This window comes from Oxalobacteraceae bacterium OTU3CAMAD1, from assembly GCA_024123915.1.
Taxonomy (GTDB): domain Bacteria; phylum Pseudomonadota; class Gammaproteobacteria; order Burkholderiales; family Burkholderiaceae_D; genus Rugamonas.
In genome coordinates this window covers 5,850,387-5,872,626 of the sequence record CP099650.1, presented here as the reverse complement: position 1 = coordinate 5,872,626, position 22,240 = coordinate 5,850,387, and the positions used below count along the sequence as shown (strand labels likewise).

Genomic DNA, 22,240 nt, shown 5'->3' with positions numbered 1-22,240 from the left:
GCCCTAGTAGTAAATCTCAGGGGGATTAGCTCAGCTGGGAGAGCACCTGCTTTGCAAGCAGGGGGTCGTCGGTTCGATCCCGTCATCCTCCACCAAGAGTTCAAATGTAAGCGCGTAAGCGCTTTAGATTTGATCTTTTAGAGATCAAGTGCTGTACGTTCTTTAACAATCTGGAAGAAGTAAGTAAATTTTTATTGATCGCAAACACCGACAGGTGGGTGCGATGGGTAATGATTGTATGTATCAACAAACGCAACAACGTAGTACTTCTTATTTCTATAACCGCTCCTTTGTTTAGTCGCAAGGGGCTAACGTTATAGGGACAAGTGAATAAGTGCACATGGTGGATGCCTTGGCGATTACAGGCGATGAAGGACGTAGTAGCTTGCGATAAGCTGCGGGGAGCTAGCAAACAAGCTTTGATCCGCAGATTTCCGAATGGGGAAACCCGGCCTTTTAGGTCATTGCATACTGAATACATAGGTATGCAAAGCGAACGCGGCGAACTGAAACATCTAAGTAGCTGCAGGAAAATAAATCAACCGAGATTCCCAAAGTAGTGGCGAGCGAAATGGGAAGAGCCTGCACGTTTTAGCATGACGCATAACAGAATCCTCTGGAAATAGGAGCCATAGCGGGTGATAGCCCCGTATGTGAAATGCGATGTGTGGAACTAAGCGTGCGACAAGTAGGGCGGGACACGAGAAATCCTGTCTGAATATGGGGGGACCATCCTCCAAGGCTAAATACTCGTAATCGACCGATAGTGAACCAGTACCGTGAGGGAAAGGCGAAAAGAACCCCGGGAGGGGAGTGAAATAGATCCTGAAACCGTGTGCATACAAACAGTAGGAGCGGACTTGTTCCGTGACTGCGTACCTTTTGTATAATGGGTCAGCGACTTACATTCAGTGGCAAGGTTAACCATATAGGGAAGCCGTAGAGAAATCGAGTCCGAACAGGGCGATAGTCGCTGGGTGTAGACCCGAAACCAAGTGATCTACTCATGGCCAGGATGAAGGTGCGGTAACACGCACTGGAGGTCCGAACCCACTAATGTTGAAAAATTAGGGGATGAGCTGTGGGTAGGGGTGAAAGGCTAAACAAACTTGGAAATAGCTGGTTCTCTCCGAAAACTATTTAGGTAGTGCCTCAAGTATCACCATCGGGGGTAGAGCACTGTTATGGCTAGGGGGTCATCGCGACTTACCAAACCATTGCAAACTCCGAATACCGATGAGTGCGAGCTTGGGAGACAGACGTCGGGTGCTAACGTCCGGCGTCAAGAGGGAAACAACCCAGACCGCCAGCTAAGGTCCCAAAGATTGGCTAAGTGGAAAACGAAGTGGGAAGGCTAAAACAGTCAGGATGTTGGCTTAGAAGCAGCCATCATTTAAAGAAAGCGTAATAGCTCACTGATCGAGTCGTCCTGCGCGGAAGATGTAACGGGGCTAAGCCAGTCACCGAAGCTGCGGATATGCGTAAGCATATGGTAGGAGAGCGTTCTGTAAGCCTGCGAAGGTGTCTTGTAAAGGATGCTGGAGGTATCAGAAGTGCGAATGCTGACATGAGTAGCGATAATGGGGGTGAAAAGCCCCCACGCCGTAAGCCCAAGGTTTCCTGTTCAACGTTCATCGGAGCAGGGTGAGTCGGCCCCTAAGGCGAGGCAGAGATGCGTAGCTGATGGGAAGCAGGTTAATATTCCTGCACCGTCGTATGATGCGATGGGGGGACGGATCGCGGAAGGTTGTCCAACTGTTGGAATAGTTGGTTGCTGCTTCATAGAAGGCGCTTAGGCAAATCCGGGCGCGTAATTCAAGGGAGTGGGACGAGAGATTTAGGTCTCGAAGCAATCGGAAGTGGTTCCAAGAAAAGCCTCTAAGCTTCAGTCATACGAGACCGTACCGCAAACCGACACAGGTGGGCGAGATGAGTATTCTAAGGCGCTTGAGAGAACTCGGGAGAAGGAACTCGGCAAATTGGTACCGTAACTTCGGGAAAAGGTACGCCCTTGTAGCTTGGCTGATTTACTTCAGTAGGGTGAACGGGTTGCAATAAACTGGTGGCTGCGACTGTTTAATAAAAACACAGCACTCTGCAAACACGAAAGTGGACGTATAGGGTGTGACGCCTGCCCGGTGCTGGAAGATTAAATGATGGGGTGCAAGCTCTTGATTGAAGTCCCAGTAAACGGCGGCCGTAACTATAACGGTCCTAAGGTAGCGAAATTCCTTGTCGGGTAAGTTCCGACCTGCACGAATGGCGTAACGATGGCCACACTGTCTCCTCCCGAGACTCAGCGAAGTTGAAGTGTTTGTGATGATGCAATCTACCCGCGGCTAGACGGAAAGACCCCATGAACCTTTACTGTAGCTTTGCATTGGACTTTGAATCAATCTGTGTAGGATAGGTGGGAGGCTTTGAAGCGGGGACGCCAGTTCTCGTGGAGCCAACCTTGAAATACCACCCTGGTTCATTTGAGGTTCTAACCTTGGCCCGTTATCCGGGTCGGGGACAGTGCATGGTAGGCAGTTTGACTGGGGCGGTCTCCTCCTAAAGTGTAACGGAGGAGTTCGAAGGTACGCTAGGTACGGTCGGACATCGTGCTAATAGTGCAATGGCATAAGCGTGCTTAACTGCGAGACTGACAAGTCGAGCAGGTACGAAAGTAGGACATAGTGATCCGGTGGTTCTGTATGGAAGGGCCATCGCTCAACGGATAAAAGGTACTCTGGGGATAACAGGCTGATTCCTCCCAAGAGTTCATATCGACGGGGGAGTTTGGCACCTCGATGTCGGCTCATCACATCCTGGGGCTGTAGCCGGTCCCAAGGGTATGGCTGTTCGCCATTTAAAGTGGTACGTGAGCTGGGTTTAAAACGTCGTGAGACAGTTTGGTCCCTATCTGCCGTGGGCGTTGGAAATTTGAAGGGGGCTGCTCCTAGTACGAGAGGACCGGAGTGGACAGACCTCTGGTGTACCGGTTGTCACGCCAGTGGCATTGCCGGGTAGCTAAGTCTGGAAGAGATAACCGCTGAAAGCATCTAAGCGGGAAACTTGCCTTAAGATGAGATTTCCCAGAGCCTTGAGCTCTTTGAAGGGTCGTTCGAGACCAGGACGTTGATAGGTCAGGTGTGGAAGTGCAGTAATGCATTAAGCTAACTGATACTAATTGCCCGTACGGCTTGTCCCTATAACCTTAGCAGGTTATGGTTGAATAAGAAGTACGTTGAGGCGTTCGTTGATACACAACTTCATTACCCATATTACTTACTACTTCCAGATTAGAGTGCCGTTGCCCGATTGGGAACGACCACTCAGACAAGTCAATGCCTGATGACCATAGCAAGTTGGTCCCACCCCTTCCCATCCCGAACAGGACCGTGAAACAACTCTGCGCCGATGATAGTGCTGCAACCAGTGTGAAAGTAGGTTATCGTCAGGCTAGTTATATAGAAAAACCCCCATCAGCCTGAACGCGCTCAAGATCGCGTTCAGTGCAGGTGGGGGTTTTTTGCGTTTGGAAACCCGCACCGCCATGCGGGGTCGTACCCCTTGGGGTACGACCCCATACCCCGGCGGCGCGCAGGGCGGCGGCGGTCGGTCGGGTTTATGCATGAACAACCGCCTCATGCCGTCGAATCCTCCCCAACAAAAACTGCAGACACTCCAGCACCTCAAACTGATGGTGCAGGAAATACCGCGCCGCACTGTCCTTGCTGCGGCCTATGCGCACGGTCAGCCACGACTCCGGCGCATCCCTGAAGATCTGCTCATCCGCCTCATCCTCGCCGATATACAGCGCCGTCTGCCGCGAGGCATGAGCCAGCACGGTGTTCAACGTCGTGCGCTTACCCGGAGCATCCGGCGGCAGCAAATTGATGCCGCTGCGCGCGCCAACCACCACCGGCGCCGGATGCAGCGCCCCCAGCACCCGCTCGATCTCACGCATCGTTCGCGGCCGGTCGCGCAGCAGCCTGTAATGCAGCCACAACGAACACCCATGATCGGCGATCAGCAACCCAGGATCGACCTTGTGCAAGCCATGCTCGTCGATCATCTGCCGCAGCCAGGCGGCGCAGATATTCCGCGCGCGTGGCGCGTCATTCTCCTGCCCGGGCAAACACCCCGAGCCGTGATTGCCGACCAGATAAGCGGGACGCACGGGCAGCCGCGCCTCGACATCGTCCAGGCTGCGGCCGGTAATGACGGCGACCGGCAGCAACGCGCACAGGTCGCGGAAGCAGCGTTCCAGCGCCGGCTGCATGCGTGCCTGGCTGGGCAGCACAACCGGCGGCGCCAGGGTGCCGTCGAAAGTGAAAGCGAGTACCGGCTCGGTCGCGACAAGCTCCGCGAGCGCCCGCCTGCCGGCTAATGAAAGCAAATGAATCATGCCCCTCCTTGTTGCGCGGCGCCTTGCTCGTTGAAAGTGGCAGCCTGCGGGTGGTCAGAGGGGTTCGAACTGAACCGTATCGTGGCGGCGCGGAACGCCGTGCCACGGAGCTCGGGCCGACATCGCCCGTTCAAACCCAGTCAAAGAAAATTATCGTACTGCCCGGAATCGAGCATGTCAAACGCGATTCTATTGAACAGTTGATGCATAAATGATTCGACGCAACTAATAGCGTTGGCTTCCGCGCTATTTGTGCCTTGGGGCATGTATGATGGATGATCGCACTGTTCAACTCTTGAGGTGTATTCATGGCAAATAAATTCCGTCTGGTCACTCGCAGCGATTTCGACGGCCTCGTCTGCGCCGTGCTGCTGAAGCACCTGGATATGATCGATGACATTCTGTTCGTTCATCCGAAGGATATGCAGGACGGCAAGATCGCGATCACCGACAACGACATCACGACCAATCTTCCCTACGTGCCGGGCGTGCACATCGCCTTCGACCACCACTTGTCTGAAACCATCCGCAACACCGGCGAGCGCGCCAACCATGTGATCCATCCGGAGGCGCCATCGGCCGCGCGGGTGGTCTACGATTACTACGGCGCCGAGAAAGCCTTCCCGGCCTCATGGGGCGATATGATGGCCGCCGTCGACAAGGGCGACGCCGCGCGCTTCAACGAGCAGGAAGTGCTCAATCCGGAAGGCTGGGACTTGCTGAACTTCCTGATGGACGCACGCACCGGCCTGGGCCGCTTCCGCGAGTTCCGGATCTCGAACTACAACCTGATGATGGATTTGATCGAGTACTGCAAGAACCACACGATCGAGCAGATCATGGCCTTGCCGGACGTGAAAGAACGCAAGGACCTGTACTTTGAGCACGCGGAAAAGTGCAAGGACCAGATCCGCCGCTGCGCGCAAGTGCACAAGAACCTGGTGGTGCTGGATCTGCGCAACGAGGAAATCATCTTTGCCGGCAACCGCTTCATCATCTACGCGCTTTTCCCGCAGACGAACATCTCGATCCACGTGCTGTGGGGGCTGAAGAACCAGAACACCGTGTTCGCCACCGGCAAATCGATTCTGAACCGCACGTCGAAGACCAACATCGGCGCCCTGATGCTGGAGTACGGCGGCGGCGGACACGAGAACGCCGGCACCTGCCAGGTCGACAACGAGCGCGCCGAGGATGTACTAGGCGCGCTGATCCACCGGATCAATTCCGAAGGATAAAAAAAACGGCGCCGAGGCGCCGTTTTTCATGTTCGCGATCCGTCGCCGGTCAGAACTCTTTTTCCGGCAGCGCGATCTGGTTGTCGGTGCTGAACTGATAGTCCTTGAACACGTGCTCGGCCGACAGCAGCTGGTACTCGCCATCCGGCTTCTTGTGCGTGGTGTCCTTCAGGCGGTAGGTGTAGTGGCCGCAGGTCCAGCAGTTGAAGTTGCGCATATGCGTGCACAGGCAGGTCTTGTCCATCACGACGATGTTTTTCTCGTTCGGATGGGCCGCCACCTCGCGGTTGTACGAATTGATGTAGGCGCAGTTGCCGGTGGCGTCCAACAGGTAGCCGTAGGATTCGCAGCCCGGACGGATGCCGGCGCCGATCGCCGGCGTGCTCTTGAGCATGCGCATCGGGTAACCGGTCGGCGAGACGCCATTGACGATGATGTCGTCCTCGGTGGCCTTGACGTATTCCTGCTTGACCTTGGCCGGCAGGCCGCATTCGTTGGTGATGGTGAAACGGGTCGCCACCTGTACGCCTGCCGCGCCCGCTTCGAGGAAGCTGACGGCGTCGCTACCGGTGAAGATGCCGCCGGCCGCGATCAGCGGAATGTCGAGGTTCTCGGTCTTCAGATAGGCCAGCAATTCCTTGGTGATCGCCATCAGGTCGTACTCGGCCCAGTCCATGCCGAAGCCCAGGTGGCCGCCGGCCAGCGGGCCTTCGACGATGATGAAGTCGGGCAGGCGGTTCAGCTTGGCGTTCTTGCGCAGGAAGATCTGCAGCGCGCGCACCGACGAAACGATGATGCCCAGCTTGGCTTCGCGGAAACGCGGATGGTCGGCCATCAAGGCGAACGAGCCGAAGTGCAGGCCGGCCGACAGCGTGATGCCGTCGATGCCGGCGTCCAGCGCCGCGTTCAGGCGCGTGCGCAGGGTTTCGCGCGGACCGTTCATGGTCAGCTTTTCCATGCAGTTCACGAAGATCAGGCCGTCGCCTTTTTTCGCCGCCATGGTGGCGCCGATGTGGCGGCGCTGGGCGTCGGCCAGGCGCTCGAGGTCGAACTGCACGACCGACTTGTCCGAATTGTTGATGTTGAACTTGTAGAGCTTGGTTTTATCCTTGACGAAGCTCGTATCGAACTTGCGGTCGGACACGTCCTCGACCATCGCATCGGAGATGTGGCCGATGCCGCCCAGGCGGGCCGCTTCCAGCGCCAGTTCCGAAGTCGAAATGTCCACCCCCATTCCGCCGACCATGATGGGCACGTACTCGTTTTTGCCAAATCGCAGGCGGAAATCATCAACACGTTTCATTGCTATCCTTAGACTACCGAGGTTGTTTGCCGGGCGTGGAGCCCGGCGCTATGCGGGTCGCGCGGCAGCATCGTCGATGGAGACTAAACTAATTCTACTCCAAGTGTGCTACCGCTCTGTGACGGCGCGGCAACGCCGCGCGGGCGGGATCAGTCGCGGAAGTTGTTGAACTCGAGCGGCATGTCGGGGACGTCCTTGCGCAGCATGGCCATCGCGGCCTGCAGATCGTCGCGCTTGGCGCCGGTCACGCGCACGGCCTCGCCCTGGATGCTGGCCTGCACCTTCATTTTGCTATCCTTGATGACGCGCACGATCTTCTTGGCCGCGTCGGCCTCGATGCCATTCTTGATCTTGATGACCTGCTTGACCTTGTCGCCGCCGACCTTCTTGATGTCGCCGTCCTCAAGGAAGCGCACATCGACCTTGCGCTTGGACAGTTTGTTGGTCAGCACGTCACGCACCTGCTGCAGCTGGAACTCGGAATCGGCGACAACGGTCAGTTCGTTTTCCTTGTGCTCGACGGATGCGCCGGTCCCCTTGAAGTCAAAGCGGGTGGCGATTTCCTTTTGAGATTGCTCGACGGCATTCTTCACTTCGATCATATCTGCTTCGGACACTACATCAAACGACGGCATGGCTATTTCCTTTTCGTGTGGCATGGGGTGCTACCGCTCCCCATCAAAGTCTGACATTTTAACGGACAACCGGCCAGTCACCCCCATACGGGCGCTGGTTTTTTGCTTGTTTCGCTCTATAATCGACTAAATTAATCGGTTTTTCCTCCATGCATCCACAGTCTCCCATCCAGCATCAGTTTCCCTTACAGTCCCTCAACACCTTCGGTATCGCCGCGACCGCGCACGCGTATTTGCGCGTGACAAAAACAGAGCAATTGCTCGGCGCTCTTGCCGATCCCGCCTGGGCCGCTTTGCCGCGGCTCGTGTTAGGCGGCGGCAGCAATCTGCTGCTGACGGGCGACTTTCCCGGACTGGTGCTGCACATCGCACTCGAGGGCAAGCAGGTCATCGGCGGCGATGAGCGCAGCCATTTTGTGCGCGCGGCGGCCGGCGAGAACTGGCACGCCTTCGTGCAGTGGACCCTGGAGCAGGGCATGGGCGGGCTGGAAAATCTGTCGCTGATCCCCGGCACCGTCGGCGCGGCGCCGATACAGAATATCGGCGCGTATGGACTGGAGACCAAGGACGTGTTCCACAGCGTGACGGTGTTCGATCCGGTCAGCGCGAGCACCTATGCGATGGATGCCGGCGAGTGCCGGTTTGGATATCGCGACAGCGTCTTCAAGCAGGACGCCGGGCGTCATCTGATTATTCTGGATGTGACGTTCGCGCTGCCGAAGCAGTGGCAGCCGAATTTGCGGTACGCGGAATTGGCGCAGGCGGTGGCCGAGCAGGGTTTTGCCACGCCAAGCGCGCAACAGGTGGCCGATACGGTGGTGGCGATCCGCCGCCGCAAACTGCCCGATCCGGCGGTGATCGGCAACGCCGGCAGCTTCTTCAAAAATCCGGTGGTGACGGGCGCGCAGTGCGCGGCGCTGCTGGCGCGCTTTCCGGCGCTGGTGCATCACTTGCAGCCCGACGGCACGGAGAAGCTGGCGGCCGGCTGGTTGATCGATCAGTGCGGATGGAAGGGCAGGAACCTCGGCGCGGCCGGCGTCTATCCGAAACAGGCGCTGGTGCTGGTCAATAACGGCGGCGCGACCGGCGCCGATGTGGTGGCGCTGGCGCGGGCGATCCAGGCGGATGTGCAGGCGAAGTACGGCGTGCTGCTGGAGCCGGAACCGGTGTTTGTTTAAACCCGCAGGACAGAGGGGTCGTACCCCCAGGGGTACGACGGGGACGCCGAGTCCCTGGTGTGGATCGCCGTGCGGGGTTAATCTTTTAGCCGAAGTGGCAGACGTAATCGACCGTCTCCACCGTCTCGATGTCGAAGTGGCTGTTTCCGGCCACTTTGAATTCCTGCCCCGCGCCGTAAGTCTGCCATTCGCTGGCGCCGGCCTGGCGCACCTTGCACACGCCGCCGGTGATTTCCATCGTCTCCGGCGCGCCGGTGTTGAACGTCAGGCTCGATGGGAAGATCACGCCGACGCTCTTCTTGCTGCCGTCGGCGAGGATGATATTGTGCGACACGCATTTGCCGTCGAAGTAGATGTTCGATTTCTTGACGACGCTGACTTGATCAAATTGAGCACTCATGCTGCTGTTTTTCCTTGTTGGGATTAGGTAGGTGTGGAGCCGGGCAGGTCGTCCGCGCTCATGACGCGGTTGCGGCCTGCGTTCTTGGCGGCGTACAGCGCCTGGTCGGCCAGCTCGATCAGATCCTCGATACTCGACTGCGGCGAAGGTATCACGCTTGCCACGCCGATCGACATCGTCACGGATGAAAGCTCGGTGGTGGCCTGCGGGTTCTCGATGGCCAGGTGTTCCAGGTGTCGGCGGCATGACTCGGCCACGATCAGTGCTCCGGTCAGCGGTGTCTCAGGCAGGATAATGACGAATTCCTCGCCGCCGTAGCGCGCCGCCAGATCGGCGGGACGCTTTAAATGTTCGGTCAGGACGGCCGCCACCTTTTTCAGGCACAAATCGCCCGCAAGGTGGCCGAAGCTGTCGTTATACAGTTTGAAGAAATCCACGTCGCACAGCAGCAAGGTCAGTGGTTTCTTGTCGCGCTGGGCGCGCTGCCATTCGATCGCCATGGTCTCGTCGAAGCGGCGCCGGTTGGCGATGCCGGTGAGCGCGTCGAGCGCCGCCAGCTTTTGCAGTTCGATGTTGGCGTCGGCCAGGTTCTTCTGGCTCTCGCGCAGGAAGCGGAACGCCTGGTCGCGCTGCAGGCGGCTGATATGGGCGCCTGAGTGATAGCGCACGCGGGCCAGCAATTCCAGCTTGTCGGGCAGCTTGACCATGTAGTCGTTGGCACCCATTGAGAAACTGTGCGCCTTGAGCTTGGGGTCTTCCTTCGCCGACAGCACGATCACCGGCACGTGGCGCAACGCTTCCTCGTCGCGGTAGATCTTGATCAGGCCGAAACCGTCGATGGTCGGCATTACCAGGTCCTGCAGGATCACGGTCGGTTGCAGCTGCATCGCCGTCTGCAGCGCCTGGCCGGCGTCGGTCGTGTAATGGAACTCGATATCGGTCTGATCGCTGAGCATGCGGCGCACCGCTTCGACGATGATCAACTGGTCGTCGACCAGGAGTACCCGGACTTTGAAGGCGGTCAGCGCCGCTTCTGGATCTGCTGCGAATGCATTTACATCGGACATCGTGTTCTCTTTATGTGTCGGCGCCCGCGCGGATTAGCGGCTGCCCAGGGTGCTGCGCAAAACGGGGCCGATCTTCGTCAGCGGTAAAATCATCTGCGCCGCGTCGAGGTCGGCGGCGGCGCGCGGCATGCCGTAGACCGCGCTGCTGGCCTGGTCCTGGGCGATCGTGGTGTGGCCGGCGCGGCGCATCGCCAGCAGGCCCTCGGCGCCGTCGCGGCCCATGCCGGTCAGCAGCACGCCGATCGCCTCGCCCTTCCAGTGCTGGGCGACGCAATGGAAAAACACGTCGACCGACGGCCGGTAGGCGTATTCCTTCGGATTGGCATCGTACCGCAAGCGATAATTTTGATCCAGCGTTAAGTGGTCGTTGCTCTTGGCGACAAGGACCGTGCCGGCGGCCAGTTCGTCGCCTTCCTCGGCCGCGCGCACCGGCATGTCGAGCTGCTCGCCGAGCCAGCGGGCGAAGTTGTCGGCAAAGTGCTGGTCGATGTGCTGCACCACCACGATGGCGCAGCCGCGCGGCGGCGTCCAGCCGGCCAGCATCTTGGAGACGGCCATCGGGCCGCCGGTCGAGGCGCCGATCGCCAGCAGCGACGTCACCGGCACCGGCATGCCCGGCGCGTCGGCGCCATGGCCGTTGCCGTTGGCGGCGCCATGGAGCGAGGTGCGCGGCGCCATCGCCTGGCTGCCGCCGCTGTGGCGTATCAGCTTGTCCATCGTGCGGATCTTGGCCAGCAGCTCGGCGTCGCCGCCGGGCTGGCCCTGCAACACCGGGGTCGCCGTCACGTCCAGCGCGCCGGCGCCCAGCGCGCGGAACACCTGGTTGACGTTGTCCTGCGGCCGTCCGGTCACCACCAGGATCGCGCACGGGCTGTGTTCCATGATCTGGCGGGTCGCCTCGACGCCGTCCAGCTCCGGCATGTTCAAGTCCATCAGGATCAGGTCCGGCCGGTTGTCGGCGCACATGCGCACCGCCTCCGCGCCGGTGCGGGCGATCCACAGCACCTGGTGTTCGGCGGTGCTGGCCACCACGCGTCGCAGCGCTTCCGCCGCCATGGCGACATCGTTGGCGATGGCGATCTTCATCTACTGGCGTCTCCAATCAAATCGCTGACCGCGTCAAGCAGCGTCTCGTCATGGAAGCTGCCCTTGGTCAGGTAGTAGTCTGCGCCGGCCGAGAGCCCACGCGCCCGGTCTTCGGGCCTGTCTTTATAGGAGACTATCATGACTGGCAGCTTATGGAGGTGAATGTCCTTCTTAATAAGCGTGACAAGTTCGATACCGTCCATGCGCGGCATGTCGACGTCGGTGATCACCAGGTCGTAGTCGCCGCTGCGCACCACGTTCCAGCCGTCGATGCCGTCGATGGCGATATCGACCTGGAAGCCCCTGCTGAGCAACAGTTTGCGCTCCATTTCGCGCACCGTCAGCGAATCGTCGACCACCAGGATGCGCTTGGTCTTGCGCCGCTCCGCGTGGTCGGACTTGGTCAGTTGATGCAGGCCGCCCTCGTGCAGCAGCTTTTCGATCGACAACAGCAAGTCCGGCACGTCCAGTATCAGCACCGGCTCGCCGTCGTCGAGCAGGGCGGCGGCCGAGATGTCGCGCATCTTGCCGAAGATCGGATCGATGCTTTGCACCGCCAGGCTTTGTTCGCCGCGAATGGTGTCGACCACCAGCGCATAGCGCCGCGTGCCGGTGCCGATGACGACCACCGCCAGTTCGCCGCTGCCGGCGTCGGTGTCGCCCAGTTCCAGCACCTGCGAGGACGAGACCAGGCCCAGATGCTCGCCGCCGAAGTCGAAGAACTGCTTGTTCTCCAGCGTGTGGATAGCCGACTGCGGTATCTTGACCACCCGTTCGACCTGGGCGATGGGCATGGCGTAGGCTTCGCCCTTGACGTCGACCACCAGCGCCCGCACGATCGACTGCGTCAGCGGCAGGGTGATGAAGGTGCGGAAGCCGACGCCGAGCTCCGATTCGATGCGCACGGTGCCGTTTTGCGAACGGATGGTTTCGTGGACGATGTCCAGGCCCACCCCACGCCCGGAAATCTCGGTGGTGCTTTCCTTCAGGCTGAAGGCCGGCAGGAACAGGAATTCCATCAGCTCGGCCGACGACATCGAGCCGGCCATCTGCGCGCTGGCCATCTTCCGTTCGATCACCCGGCGGCGGATTTTCTCCAGGTCGACGCCACGGCCGTCGTCGCTGATCTCGATACTGAGCATGCCGGCGCGGTGTTTCGCCTCCAGCACGATGGTGCCGGTGCCCGGCTTGCCGGCCGCGATGCGCGCCGACGCCGTGTCCATGCCGTGGTCGATGGCGTTGCGCAGCATGTGGTTCAGCGGACTTTCGATCCTGGCCAGAATGTCGCGGTCGACCAGCGTGTCCTCGCCGACAATCTCCAGCCTCACATCCTTGCCCAAGGTACGCGCCAGGTCGCGCACCATGCGGGGGAAGGATTGCACGCCGTCGCGGAACGGCCGCATGCGCATGGTCAGCACCTCGTCCACCATCCCTTGCGAGACGGCCAGCAAGCGGCGCTCGTAGGCTTCGATATCGGCGATGTGCTCCAGCACGAACTGCTTGAGCGGATGGGTCTTTTGCAGCGCCACCAGCGACTGTTCCTTCAGCTTGGCGTCGGTGCTGTTGGCGATCGCCTCGTGCAACTGCTCGATGATAGAAAAAAGGCTGCTCTGGTTGCGCTTGAAGCGCTGCATGTTCTGCACGAACGGATGCATCTGGTGCGCATTGATGCGCGACTCGCTGGCCAGCGAGAGCAGCTTGTCGAAGTTTTGGGCGGCCTTGGGGGCGGCGTGCGCGCGCGCGGCCGGCGCAGGCGCCGAGATCGACGTCGAGGGCGGCGCCGGCGCGGGCGAGGGCGCCGCCACCGGCAGCTCGCCGGGCGGGAAGTGCGGCGCAGCCGTCACCGGCGCCGGGATGGGCGGCAGCAGGCCAGCCTCCGCCTGCAGGTCGAACGGTTCGGGCAGGAAGGCGATGGTGGTAATGGCGTCGAGCGTGCGCGTGATGTGGGCTGCGTTGGCGCCCAGCCAGGCGTCAAGGCCGCTGTCCTCGAGGCGCGACAGCTGCAGTATCAGATCGACGCCGGCCAATAGCACGTCGACCCGGTTGGGCGTCAGCGCCAGCTTGCCGTGTTGGGCGGCGATGAAGGCGTCCTCCATGCGGTGCGCCAGTTGCACCACCACTTCCAGGCCGACGATGGCGGCCGCGCCCTTGATCGAGTGGGCGGCGCGCATCATCGATTCAACCGTGCCGGCGTCCTTCAGGCGCTCCATGGCCAGCAGGCCGTCGGTCAGGATCTGGGTCTGGCTGTCCGCCTCCATGCGGAACAGGTCCATCATGGAGAACTGGCTCAGGTCTTCGTTGTTATCCTGGCTCATCGCAGCGTCCTCGCGAGTTGGTAGCCGATCAGCGCGGAATCGAGCATCCCGATATGCATGTCCCGCTCCGATATCACGCCCGACAGGTAGCGGCTCAGGCCTTTGTTGATGGTGGCCGCCGGCGCCTGCACGGTGGCGGAGGCGTAGCGCATGATGCCGTGCAGGTCGGCCACCGGCAGTGCAAAGGACTGGCCTTCCCACTGGATCAGCAGCAAGCGCGCGAAGGTGTGGCGGTGGGTCGCGGCCTCGCCTTCGCTTTCGTCGATGCCCAGCAGCGCCGCCAGCGACATGCAGGGATGCAGGGTGCCGCCGACGTTGACGATGCCGATCAGTCCCAGCGCGGCGCGGTGCGGCAGCCGGTGCGGCTTGGCCTGCGGCGCCACCGAGACGAACAGCTTGGTCGGCAGCGACAGCCATTCGCGGCCGATGCGGAACACCAGGCACGAGGCGTCCAGCGCTTGCGTGTCGGTGGCGGCCTGGCGGAAGTGCGTGGCCCAGTCCCTTTTATAGTCGTCGCCGACGAGGCGCTGCAGGTTGCGTTGCGCGGCGCCGGCGTGGACGTCGCAATTGCGGCAGTGGATGTACTGCTCCAGCTTTTCGCAACTCTGGTCGCCGACCACGCCGATGCGGTTCCAGCAGTCTTCGATGGCGGCGGGCAGGATGGGCGAGGTGGGTTGGGTGGTGATCGTCATGTGTGGACGCCCTTATGATGCCTGCTGGCGTTTGTAGATGCGCGCCGCGCGCGCCTTGAGCGCGGCGGCGGTGGCCGCGTCGCTGTTGGTTTCGGCCAGCAGGGCCAGATGGCACAACGCTTCGTAGTGGTCCGGCTGCAGGTAGATGCAGCGCTTCCAGTAGTCCTCCGCCTGCCGCAGCTTCTTGGTCAACTCGTTGAGCAGCCCGAGTATGAAGTAGGCCTCGGCCGAATCGGGCACCTGTGCCAGATAATCGCGGCATTTGCCCTCGGCTTCCTTGAGTTGTCCCAGATCGGCCAGGCGGCGCGCGTCGGCCAGCAGGTCGCCGGCCGCCGCCGGAGTGGACGGCGCGGAAGGAGGACGCTGCGAACGGGCGTGCGTGGGCGCGGCGGTGGACGCGGTGGTGGACGCAGGGCGCGGCGGCAGGGTGGGCGGCCGGGCGGGCGGCGGCGGCAGGGAAGACGCCGGCGGCGCCACGCGCGCCACCTTGCGCCGTTCAACGGCCGCTTCGCGGGTCAAGCCGAATGCCTGCGCGTACGGCAGCGGCGCGAAGCCGTTCTGGCACAGCGACGGCACTTCCGCATAGCCGACGAACAGCAGGCCGTCGCGCCGCAGCAGCTGATCGAGCTTGGCGATGGCCGCGCGCGTGGTCGGCTTGTCGAAGTAGATCAGCAGGTTGCGGCAGAAGATGACGTCGTAGGAGCCGGTGCGCGCGTCCAGGTCCGCTTCCAGTAGATTGCCTTGCTTGAAGCGCACCTGCTTGCGGATATCGTCGTTGATGCGGAACTCGTCGCCGTCGCAGCCGGTGAAATGGCGCTCGCGGAAGCCCAGGTCCTGGTTGCGGAAAGCGTTGCGGCCATAGATGCCGGTCCTGGCGCGCTCGATGCAGCCCTTACTGATATCGACGGCGTCGATGATGAAGCGGTCGTGGGCGATGCCGGCGTCCGACAGCGCCATCGCCATCGTGTAGGGTTCCTCGCCGCCGGCGCACGGCACCGACAGGAGGCGCAGCATGCGCTCCGGCGCGGCCGCCAGTCGCGTGGCGAGATAGTCTGCCGCCGCATGGAAGGCTTGCTGGTCGCGGTAGAACCACGATTCCGGCACCACCACCAGCTCCACCAGCGCTTCCAGTTCCTCCGGCGTCATGCCCTCCAGGTAGGCGCCGGCGTCGCGCGCGCCGGTCACCTCCACGCGCTGCCGGATGGCGCGGTCGGCGACGGCCTTCGACAGGCTCAGGCCGGTCGCGGCGTGCAGCATGGTTTGGGCCTGGGTCATGGCAGCGCGTCCGTTGCAGTCTGGAACAGCGTGGCGCGCAACGGCGCCGGTAGCAGCTGCTCCAGTTCGACCAGTTGCAGCATGCCCTCGGCGTCGCCGGCCACCTGGCCGAGGAAGGGCGCGGCCAGCACGCCGCTGTCGGTCAGGCGCGCCTCGCCCACTTCCTGGACGCCCAGCACGCGCTCGGCGCGCAGCCCGAGCGGATGGCTGGTCCCTTCCGGCGTGTGGTAATCGACCACGATGATGCGGGTGTCGAAATAATCCTCGCCGGTGGGCAGGCCGCTGATGCGGCACAGATCGATCACCGGCACCGAGCGGCCGTGGTAGTCCATCAGGCCGGCCACGGCGTCGGGCGCCAGCGGCAGGTGTTTGAGCTCGAGCAGCGGCACCACGCGCACCACGTCGCGCAGGCGCAGGCCATAGCGGTCGGCGCCGATGTGGAAGACGAGCAGTTTCATCGCGCTGCCCGTTCCTAGACCGCGACGGCGAAGTTGGCCACGCTCGTTTGCAGGTCGCCGGCCGCGTACTGCAACTGGTGCACCGCCTCGCTGGTGGCCTTGAGCGACTCCACCGTCTGCTGGGTGGCGTCGTTCAGCTGCATCATCGTCTCCGAGATCTGCTGCGCGCCGACCGCCTGCGACTGCATCCCCTGCAGCACGGCGTCGAACTGCGGCGCCAGTTTCTGCACCTGGTCCATCACGCCGGAGAGCTGGTCGGTCACTTGGCGCACCTCGCCGACGCTGCGGCGGATCTCCTCGGAGAATTTGTCCATGCCCATCACGCTGGCCGAGACGGCCGACTGCATCTCCTTGAGCATCTGTTCGATGTCCCAGGTCGACACGGAGGTCTGGTCGGCCAGGCGGCGGATCTCCGTGGCCACGACGGAGAATCCCCGGCCGGCGTCGCCGGCCTTCTCGGCCTCGATGGCGGCGTTGAGCGAGAGGATGTTGGTCTGGTCGGCGACCTTGGTGATGGTGATCAAAACGCTGTTGATGTTGGACGCTTTCTCCGACAGCGCGGCCAGCTTGGCGTTGATCGAATCAGTGGCCGAGACCATGTGCTGCATGGTGCCGTCCATGCGTTTAAGGTTGCCCTGGGCCTCGGCGGTGGCGCTGGTGGTGTAGTCGGCGACGGCGGTGGCGTCCTCCATCGTCTTGAGCAGCTGGATAGTGTTGGCGGAGATCTCCTTGGTGGTGCTGAGGATCTCGACGCTGGTCTGCGCCTGTTCGATGCCGGTGGCCTCCTGCTGCTTGGCCGAGGCGGCGATCTCGGTGGCCGAGGTGGTGACCTGGATGCCGGCCTTCTGCACGTTGTTGAGCAGGGCGCGCAGGTTCTCGAACATGCGGTCGAGCCCATGGCCCAATTGGCCGATGGCGTCGGCGCCGGTGATCTCGATGCGGCCGGTCAGGTCGCCCGAGGCGGCCTTGGACACCACGCCCAGCAGCGAGTCGACCTTGGACTTGAGCAGGTTGGTGGCCGCCAGCTCGTTGGCCTGGCTGTCCTGGATCGACTGCGCCATGCGGTTGAATTCGACGGTGACCTTGCCCAGTTCATCGGCCGACAGCACCGGCGCGCGCGCCGACTGGTCGCCGGCGGCGATGCGCCCGACGGCGTGGGTGAGATTGTTGATCGGCGCGGACAGCGCCCGCACCAGCAGCCAGGCCACCAGCGCCCCCAGCGCCACGCAGGCCACGCCGCCGGCCGACAGCACCAGCCGCATGCTCGCTTGCAGGCTCTCGGCGGCGGCGGTGCGCTCGGCCAGCAGCCGGTTTTCCTCGGCGGCCGCGTCGTTCATGAATTTGTAGACGCCGCCGATGACCGAATTGCCGCCGGCTAGTTGCGGCGTGCGGCCCATGGCGTCGGCGGCGCCGGGCTTGTCGCCCATTTGTTCGCGCAGCGCCAGTTGCGAGGCGATGACGTCCTTGGCCCAGACGTCGATCATCGATTCGAGCTTCTTGAACCGCTCCAGCTGGGGCGGATTGTCGCGCACAAGGCCTTGCAGCCGGTGGATCGAGGCGGGGATGTCGAGCAGCTCCTTGCGTGTGCGCTCAAGGCGCACCGGCGCGCCGGTGAGGTAATAGCCGCGCGCCTCCACCTGCACTTGCAGCAAATCGTTGCGCAGGCCGTCGATGGCCTGGATCACGACCATCGTGTGGCGGTCTAGCGCGTTGGCGTCCGACAGGCTGTTAAACCGGTTGTAGGCGATCGTCAGCAGCAGCAGGATGATGGCCAGGATGGCGCCGAAGCCCAGATACAGTTTGGTCTTGATGCTAAAGTGCTTCAACATTTTCCTTCTCCCATGGCCACGTTAGGCGCGGCATTGTCCCATGCTTAGGCCGCGACGGCAAAATTGGCGACGCTCGTTTGCAGGTCGCCGGCGGCGTACTGCAATTGGTGCACCGCCTCGCTGGTGGCCTTGAGCGAGTCGACCGTCTGCTGGGTGGCGTCGTTCAGCTGCATCATCGTCTCCGAGATCTGCTGCGCGCCAACCGCCTGCGACTGCATCCCCTGCAGCACGGCGTCGAACTGCGGCGCCAGTTTTTGCACCTGGTCCATCACGCCGGAGAGCTGGTCGGTCACCTGGCGCACCTCGCCGACGCTGCGGCGGATCTCCTCGGAGAATTTGTCCATGCCCATCACGCTGGCCGAGACGGCCGATTGCATCTCCTTGAGCATCTGTTCGATGTCCCAGGTCGACACCGAGGTCTGGTCGGCCAGGCGGCGGATCTCGGTGGCCACGACCGAGAATCCGCGGCCGGCGTCGCCGGCCTTCTCGGCCTCGATGGCGGCGTTGAGCGAGAGGATGTTGGTCTGGTCGGCGACCTTGGTGATGGTGATCAAAACGCTGTTGATGTTGGACGCCTTTTCCGACAGCGCGGCCAGCTTGGCGTTGATCGAATCGGTGGCCGATACCATGTGCTGCATGGTGCCGTCCATGCGCTGCAGGTTGTTCTGGGCTTCGGCGGTGGCGTTGGTGGTGTAGTCGGCGACGGCGGTGGCGTCCTCCATCGTTTTGAGCAGCTCGGCCGTGTTGGCGGAGATCTGCTTGGTGGTGCTGAGGATCTCGATGCTGGTCTGCGCCTGTTCGATGCCGGTGGCCTCCTGCTGCTTGGTCGAGGCGGCGATCTGGGTGGCCGAAGTGGTGACCTGGATGCCGGCCTTCTGCACGTTGTTGAGCAGGGCGCGCAGGTTCTCGAACATGCGGTCGAGGCCATGCGCCAGCTGGCCGATGGCGTCGGCGCCGGCGACCTCGATGCGGCCGGTCAGGTCGCCCGAGGCGGCCTTGGACACCACGCCGAGCAGCGAATCGACCTTGGACTTGAGCAGGTTGGTGGCGGCTTGCTCGTTGGCCTGGCTGTCCTGGATCGATTGCGCCATGCGGTTGAATTCGACGGTGACCTTGCCCAGTTCATCGGCCGACAGCACCGGCGCGCGCGCCGACTGCTCGCCGGCGGCGATGCGGCCGACCGCGTGGGTCAGGTTGTTGAGGGGCGCCAGCAGCGCCTTGGTCAGGACCATGCCGACCACGATGGCCAGCAGCACGCAGGCGGCGCCGCCGACGCCCAGCAACAGCAGCATGGTGCGCTGCAGTTCTGCGGCGGTGGTCGAGCGCTGATCGAGCAGGCGCTTTTCCTCGGCGGTGATCTCGCCGATCAGCTGGCGGATGGCGTTCACGGTGGCGGTGCCGCCCCGGATGTCGTCGATCGTGGCCGCCTGCACCGACATGCCGACGCTCTTGTTCAACGCGCGGCGCTTGGCCACCAGCGGCTCGACGGTGTTGTGCATCCACTGGTCGAACAGCGGCCGCAGTTTGGCGATGCGCGCCTGCTGCGACGGATTGTCGCGCGTGAGCAGGGCGATCTTGTCGATCTGAGTGCGCACCAGCGCCTCGGCCGCGACCAGCGGCGCGGCGATGGCCTCGACGCCGGTCAGCATGAAGCCGCGGTTGGCGCTTTGCACCTGCAGCATGGCGTTGTCGATGACGGTCACTTCGAGCAGTACTTCCTGCGTGTGGCGGTCCCAGTCGCTGGCGGCCGAGAGCTTGCTGAAATTGGTGAACGCCACCAGCAGCAGCACCAGGATGATGGCGACGATGGCGCCGAAGCCGATGGCGAGTTTTGTCTTGATACCGAGGTCTTTAAGCATGTCATTCCACGACGATGATGCGGTGCAAGCAATGTATCATCTTGTCGCGCATTGTGGAGGACAAAAAAAACGGGCCGCTGAATCAGCGGCCCGTTTCGGCGTCAAGCGTGGCGTATAAGCCGCGATGCTCTTTTTTTATTGACCGCGCTTGAGGCGCGCGTTGGCGGCGATCCGCATGCGCAGCGCGTTCAGTTTGATGAAGCCGCCGGCGTCGGCCTGGTTGTAGGCGCCGCCGTCTTCGTCGAAGGTGGCGATGTTCATATCAAACAGGGAGTCGGTCTTGGAATCGCGCGAGACGACGATCACGTTGCCCTTGTAAAGCTTGATCCGCACCCAGCCGTTGACGGTCGCTTGCGTGTGGTCGATCAGGGTTTGCAGCGCGACGCGCTCCGGCGCCCACCAGTAGCCGTTGTAGATCATCGACGCGTAGCGCGGCATCAGGTCGTCCTTCAGGTGGGCCACTTCGCGGTCCAGCGTGATCGACTCGATGGCGCGGTGGCCCTTGAGCATGATGGTGCCGCCCGGGGTTTCGTAGCAGCCGCGCGACTTCATGCCGACGTAGCGGTTTTCCACCAGGTCCAGACGGCCGATGCCATGCTTGCCGCCGACGCGATTGAGTTCGGTCAGCACAGTGGCCGGCGACATGCGCACGCCGTTGATGGCGACGATGTCGCCGCGCTCGTATTCCAGGTCCAGGTACTCGGCCTGGTCGGGCGCGTTCTCCGGGCTCACGCTCCAGCGCCACATGCTTTCCTCGGCTTCGGCGCTCGGGTTTTCCAGGTGGCGGCCTTCGAAGGAGATGTGCAGCAGGTTGGCGTCCATCGAGTACGGCGCGCCGCCGTTCTTGTGCTTCATGTCGATGGCGATGCCCGCGTCTTCCGCGTACTTCAGCAGTTTTTCGCGCGACAGCAGGTCCCACTCGCGCCATGGGGCGATCACTTTGACGCCTGGTTTCAGCGCGTAGGCGCCCAGTTCGAAGCGCACCTGGTCGTTGCCCTTGCCGGTGGCGCCGTGCGAGATGGCGTCGGCGCCGGTCTCGTTGGCGATTTCGATCAGGCGCTTGGCGATCAGCGGACGGGCGATCGAGGTGCCCAGCAGGTATTCGCCTTCGTAGACGGTATTGGCGCGGAACATCGGGAACACGAAGTCGCGGACGAACTCCTCGCGCACGTCGTCGATGTAGATGTTCTCCGGCTTGATGCCGAACTTGATCGCCTTGGCGCGCGCCGGCTCCAGCTCTTCGCCCTGGCCCAGGTCGGCGGTGAAGGTGACGATTTCGCACTGGTAGTTATCCTGCAGCCATTTGAGGATGACGGAGGTATCGAGGCCGCCCGAGTAGGCGAGGACTACTTTTTTAATATCGCTCATGCTAGTTCCAATGGAGGTGAAATGGTGTAGTTGTTATGTGGAGATCACTGCGCGTCGAGGCGGCCGAGCAGCAGGTATTCGATCAGCGCCTTCTGGATGTGGAGGCGGTTTTCCGCCTCGTCCCAGACTACCGACTGCGGGCCGTCGATCACCTCGGCGGCCACTTCCTCTCCGCGGTGGGCGGGCAGGCAGTGCATGAACAGCGCGTCGGGCGCGGCGCGCGCCATCTTGGCGCCGTCGACGATCCAGCCGTCGAAGGCTTTGATGCGGGCGGCGTTTTCCTCTTCGTAGCCCATGCTGGTCCACACGTCGGTGTTGACCAGGTGCGCGCCTTCGCAGGCGTCGGCCGGGTTGGCGAAGAAGGTGTAGCGGTCGGTCGTCACCAGCGACATGTCCATGTCGTAGCCCTTGGGCGTGGAGACGTTGACGTGGAAGCCGAACACCTCGGCCGCCTGCAGCCACGAATACAGCATGTTGTTGGCGTCGCCGATCCACGCCACGGTCTTGCCGGCGATCGGGCCGCGGTGCTCGTAGAAGGTGAAGATGTCGGCGAACACCTGGCACGGGTGGTGCTCGTTGGTCAGGCCGTTAATCACCGGCACGCGCGAATGAGCGGCGAAGCGCTCGATGATGTCCTGGCCGAAGGTGCGCACCATGATGATGTCGCACATCCGGCTCATCACCTGGCCGGCGTCTTCCACCGGCTCGCCGCGTCCCAGCTGGGAGTCGCGCGTGTTCAGGTAGATGGCGGCGCCGCCCAGCTGGTGCATGCCGGCCTCGAACGACAGGCGGGTGCGGGTGGAGTTCTTCTCGAACACCATGACCAGGGTGCGGTCGATCAGCGGGTGGTAGATCTCGTAATTCTTGAACTTTCGCTTGATCAGGTGCGCGCGCTCGATGACGTATTCGTATTCGGCCAACGTGAAGTCGGAAAACTGCAGGTAATGCTTGATCGGTTTTTGGATAGGCATAATGACAACTGACAGGTGAACTGGCCCGTGATTGGATGCGCGGCCGGCTGAGCCGAACAATTATAAAGGCAATTCGGCCAAAGGGGCGAATTGCCGCAGATTGTGCTGTCGGCGGGCGGGTTTTTAACCCGCACGGCCAACCGGGGTCGTACCCGTACGGGGTACGACCCCTA

The 22,240-nt window shown here is 62.1% G+C and carries 16 protein-coding genes, 1 tRNA gene and 2 rRNA genes; 5 read left to right on the top strand and 14 right to left on the bottom strand.

Annotated elements, in window-relative coordinates; translation table 11 throughout:
- The first annotated feature begins 19 nt into the window (after positions 1–19).
- From NHH88_25050 to rrf, 3 genes are all read left to right on the top strand, one after another.
- Positions 20–95, top strand: a tRNA-Ala gene (locus NHH88_25050).
- A gap of 225 nt (positions 96–320) precedes the next feature.
- Positions 321–3,193 (top strand): 23S ribosomal RNA (locus NHH88_25045).
- 139 nt (positions 3,194–3,332) lie between these two features.
- Positions 3,333–3,445 (top strand): 5S ribosomal RNA (gene rrf / locus NHH88_25040).
- 165 nt (positions 3,446–3,610) lie between these two features.
- On the opposite strand, the gene NHH88_25035 is transcribed toward rrf, so the two are convergent.
- Entirely contained in the window at positions 3,611–4,393 is a 783-nt protein-coding gene (locus tag NHH88_25035) for a trehalose-phosphatase (GenBank protein ID USX12912.1), read from the bottom strand.
- Positions 4,394–4,701: 308 nt separating this feature from the next.
- On the opposite strand from NHH88_25035, the gene NHH88_25030 reads away from it, so the two are divergent.
- The gene (locus NHH88_25030) at positions 4,702–5,631 is read left to right on the top strand and encodes an exopolyphosphatase (protein ID USX12911.1); all 930 of its coding nucleotides are present in this window, start codon (positions 4,702–4,704) and stop codon (positions 5,629–5,631) included.
- A gap of 49 nt (positions 5,632–5,680) precedes the next feature.
- On the opposite strand, the gene NHH88_25025 is transcribed toward NHH88_25030, so the two are convergent.
- Both NHH88_25025 and NHH88_25020 read right to left on the bottom strand, forming a co-directional pair.
- Complete coding sequence (locus NHH88_25025) at positions 5,681–6,934, bottom strand: nitronate monooxygenase (GenBank protein ID USX12910.1); 1,254 nt, start codon at positions 6,932–6,934, stop codon at positions 5,681–5,683.
- Positions 6,935–7,083: 149 nt separating this feature from the next.
- Positions 7,084–7,569, bottom strand: a complete 486-nt coding sequence (locus NHH88_25020; GenBank protein ID USX12909.1) for a YajQ family cyclic di-GMP-binding protein — start codon at positions 7,567–7,569, stop codon at positions 7,084–7,086.
- A gap of 149 nt (positions 7,570–7,718) precedes the next feature.
- Here NHH88_25020 and murB point away from each other — a divergent pair, with 149 nt between their 5' ends.
- Entirely contained in the window at positions 7,719–8,747 is a 1,029-nt protein-coding gene (murB, locus tag NHH88_25015) for a UDP-N-acetylmuramate dehydrogenase (GenBank protein ID USX12908.1), read from the top strand.
- A gap of 85 nt (positions 8,748–8,832) precedes the next feature.
- Here murB and NHH88_25010 read toward each other — a convergent pair whose 3' ends face one another.
- From NHH88_25010 to argF, 11 genes are all read right to left on the bottom strand, one after another.
- Positions 8,833–9,147: a pyrimidine/purine nucleoside phosphorylase gene (locus NHH88_25010; protein USX12907.1), complete on the bottom strand. Its 315-nt coding sequence runs from the start codon at positions 9,145–9,147 to the stop codon at positions 8,833–8,835.
- A 23-nt stretch (positions 9,148–9,170) separates the two neighbouring features.
- On the bottom strand, positions 9,171–10,103 hold the full coding sequence (locus tag NHH88_25005; GenBank protein ID USX17426.1) for a diguanylate cyclase: 933 nt from the start codon (positions 10,101–10,103) through the stop codon (positions 9,171–9,173).
- Between the two features lie 144 nt (positions 10,104–10,247).
- Entirely contained in the window at positions 10,248–11,300 is a 1,053-nt protein-coding gene (gene cheB / locus NHH88_25000) for a chemotaxis-specific protein-glutamate methyltransferase CheB (GenBank protein ID USX12906.1), read from the bottom strand.
- Positions 11,297–13,615: a hybrid sensor histidine kinase/response regulator gene (locus NHH88_24995; protein USX12905.1), complete on the bottom strand. Its 2,319-nt coding sequence runs from the start codon at positions 13,613–13,615 to the stop codon at positions 11,297–11,299. The genes cheB and NHH88_24995 overlap by 4 nt, the downstream gene beginning before the upstream one ends.
- The gene (locus NHH88_24990) at positions 13,612–14,307 is read right to left on the bottom strand and encodes a chemotaxis protein CheW (protein ID USX12904.1); all 696 of its coding nucleotides are present in this window, start codon (positions 14,305–14,307) and stop codon (positions 13,612–13,614) included. Before NHH88_24990 ends, NHH88_24995 begins: the two co-directional genes overlap by 4 nt.
- A 12-nt stretch (positions 14,308–14,319) precedes the next feature.
- On the bottom strand, positions 14,320–15,582 hold the full coding sequence (locus tag NHH88_24985; protein ID USX12903.1) for a methyltransferase: 1,263 nt from the start codon (positions 15,580–15,582) through the stop codon (positions 14,320–14,322).
- Positions 15,579–16,040 (bottom strand): chemotaxis protein CheW, encoded by a 462-nt coding sequence (locus NHH88_24980; protein ID USX12902.1) that lies wholly within the window; start codon positions 16,038–16,040, stop codon positions 15,579–15,581. The genes NHH88_24985 and NHH88_24980 overlap by 4 nt, the downstream gene beginning before the upstream one ends.
- A gap of 14 nt (positions 16,041–16,054) precedes the next feature.
- Positions 16,055–17,869, bottom strand: a complete 1,815-nt coding sequence (locus tag NHH88_24975; protein USX12901.1) for a methyl-accepting chemotaxis protein — start codon at positions 17,867–17,869, stop codon at positions 16,055–16,057.
- Between the two features lie 44 nt (positions 17,870–17,913).
- Positions 17,914–19,728: a methyl-accepting chemotaxis protein gene (locus NHH88_24970; GenBank protein ID USX12900.1), complete on the bottom strand. Its 1,815-nt coding sequence runs from the start codon at positions 19,726–19,728 to the stop codon at positions 17,914–17,916.
- 135 nt (positions 19,729–19,863) lie between these two features.
- Positions 19,864–21,096: an argininosuccinate synthase gene (locus NHH88_24965; GenBank protein ID USX12899.1), complete on the bottom strand. Its 1,233-nt coding sequence runs from the start codon at positions 21,094–21,096 to the stop codon at positions 19,864–19,866.
- A 44-nt stretch (positions 21,097–21,140) separates the two neighbouring features.
- On the bottom strand, positions 21,141–22,067 hold the full coding sequence (gene argF, locus NHH88_24960) for an ornithine carbamoyltransferase (GenBank protein ID USX12898.1): 927 nt from the start codon (positions 22,065–22,067) through the stop codon (positions 21,141–21,143).
- Between the last annotated feature and the right edge of the window lie 173 nt (positions 22,068–22,240).

Bases quoted from the DNA above. Each gene is read 5' to 3' on its own strand.
- NHH88_25035 (USX12912.1), bottom strand. From the start codon at position 4,393: ATGATTCATTTGCTTTCATTAGCCGGCAGGCGGGCGCTCGCGGAGCTT.
- NHH88_25030 (USX12911.1), top strand. From the start codon at position 4,702: ATGGCAAATAAATTCCGTCTGGTCACTCGCAGCGATTTCGACGGCCTC.
- NHH88_25025 (USX12910.1), bottom strand. From the start codon at position 6,934: ATGAAACGTGTTGATGATTTCCGCCTGCGATTTGGCAAAAACGAGTAC.
- NHH88_25020 (USX12909.1), bottom strand. From the start codon at position 7,569: ATGCCGTCGTTTGATGTAGTGTCCGAAGCAGATATGATCGAAGTGAAG.
- murB (USX12908.1), top strand. From the start codon at position 7,719: ATGCATCCACAGTCTCCCATCCAGCATCAGTTTCCCTTACAGTCCCTC.
- NHH88_25010 (USX12907.1), bottom strand. From the start codon at position 9,147: ATGAGTGCTCAATTTGATCAAGTCAGCGTCGTCAAGAAATCGAACATC.
- NHH88_25005 (USX17426.1), bottom strand. From the start codon at position 10,103: ATGCTCAGCGATCAGACCGATATCGAGTTCCATTACACGACCGACGCC.
- cheB (USX12906.1), bottom strand. From the start codon at position 11,300: ATGAAGATCGCCATCGCCAACGATGTCGCCATGGCGGCGGAAGCGCTG.
- NHH88_24995 (USX12905.1), bottom strand. From the start codon at position 13,615: ATGAGCCAGGATAACAACGAAGACCTGAGCCAGTTCTCCATGATGGAC.
- NHH88_24990 (USX12904.1), bottom strand. From the start codon at position 14,307: ATGACGATCACCACCCAACCCACCTCGCCCATCCTGCCCGCCGCCATC.
- NHH88_24985 (USX12903.1), bottom strand. From the start codon at position 15,582: ATGACCCAGGCCCAAACCATGCTGCACGCCGCGACCGGCCTGAGCCTG.
- NHH88_24980 (USX12902.1), bottom strand. From the start codon at position 16,040: ATGAAACTGCTCGTCTTCCACATCGGCGCCGACCGCTATGGCCTGCGC.
- NHH88_24975 (USX12901.1), bottom strand. From the start codon at position 17,869: ATGTTGAAGCACTTTAGCATCAAGACCAAACTGTATCTGGGCTTCGGC.
- NHH88_24970 (USX12900.1), bottom strand. From the start codon at position 19,728: ATGCTTAAAGACCTCGGTATCAAGACAAAACTCGCCATCGGCTTCGGC.
- NHH88_24965 (USX12899.1), bottom strand. From the start codon at position 21,096: ATGAGCGATATTAAAAAAGTAGTCCTCGCCTACTCGGGCGGCCTCGAT.
- argF (USX12898.1), bottom strand. From the start codon at position 22,067: ATGCCTATCCAAAAACCGATCAAGCATTACCTGCAGTTTTCCGACTTC.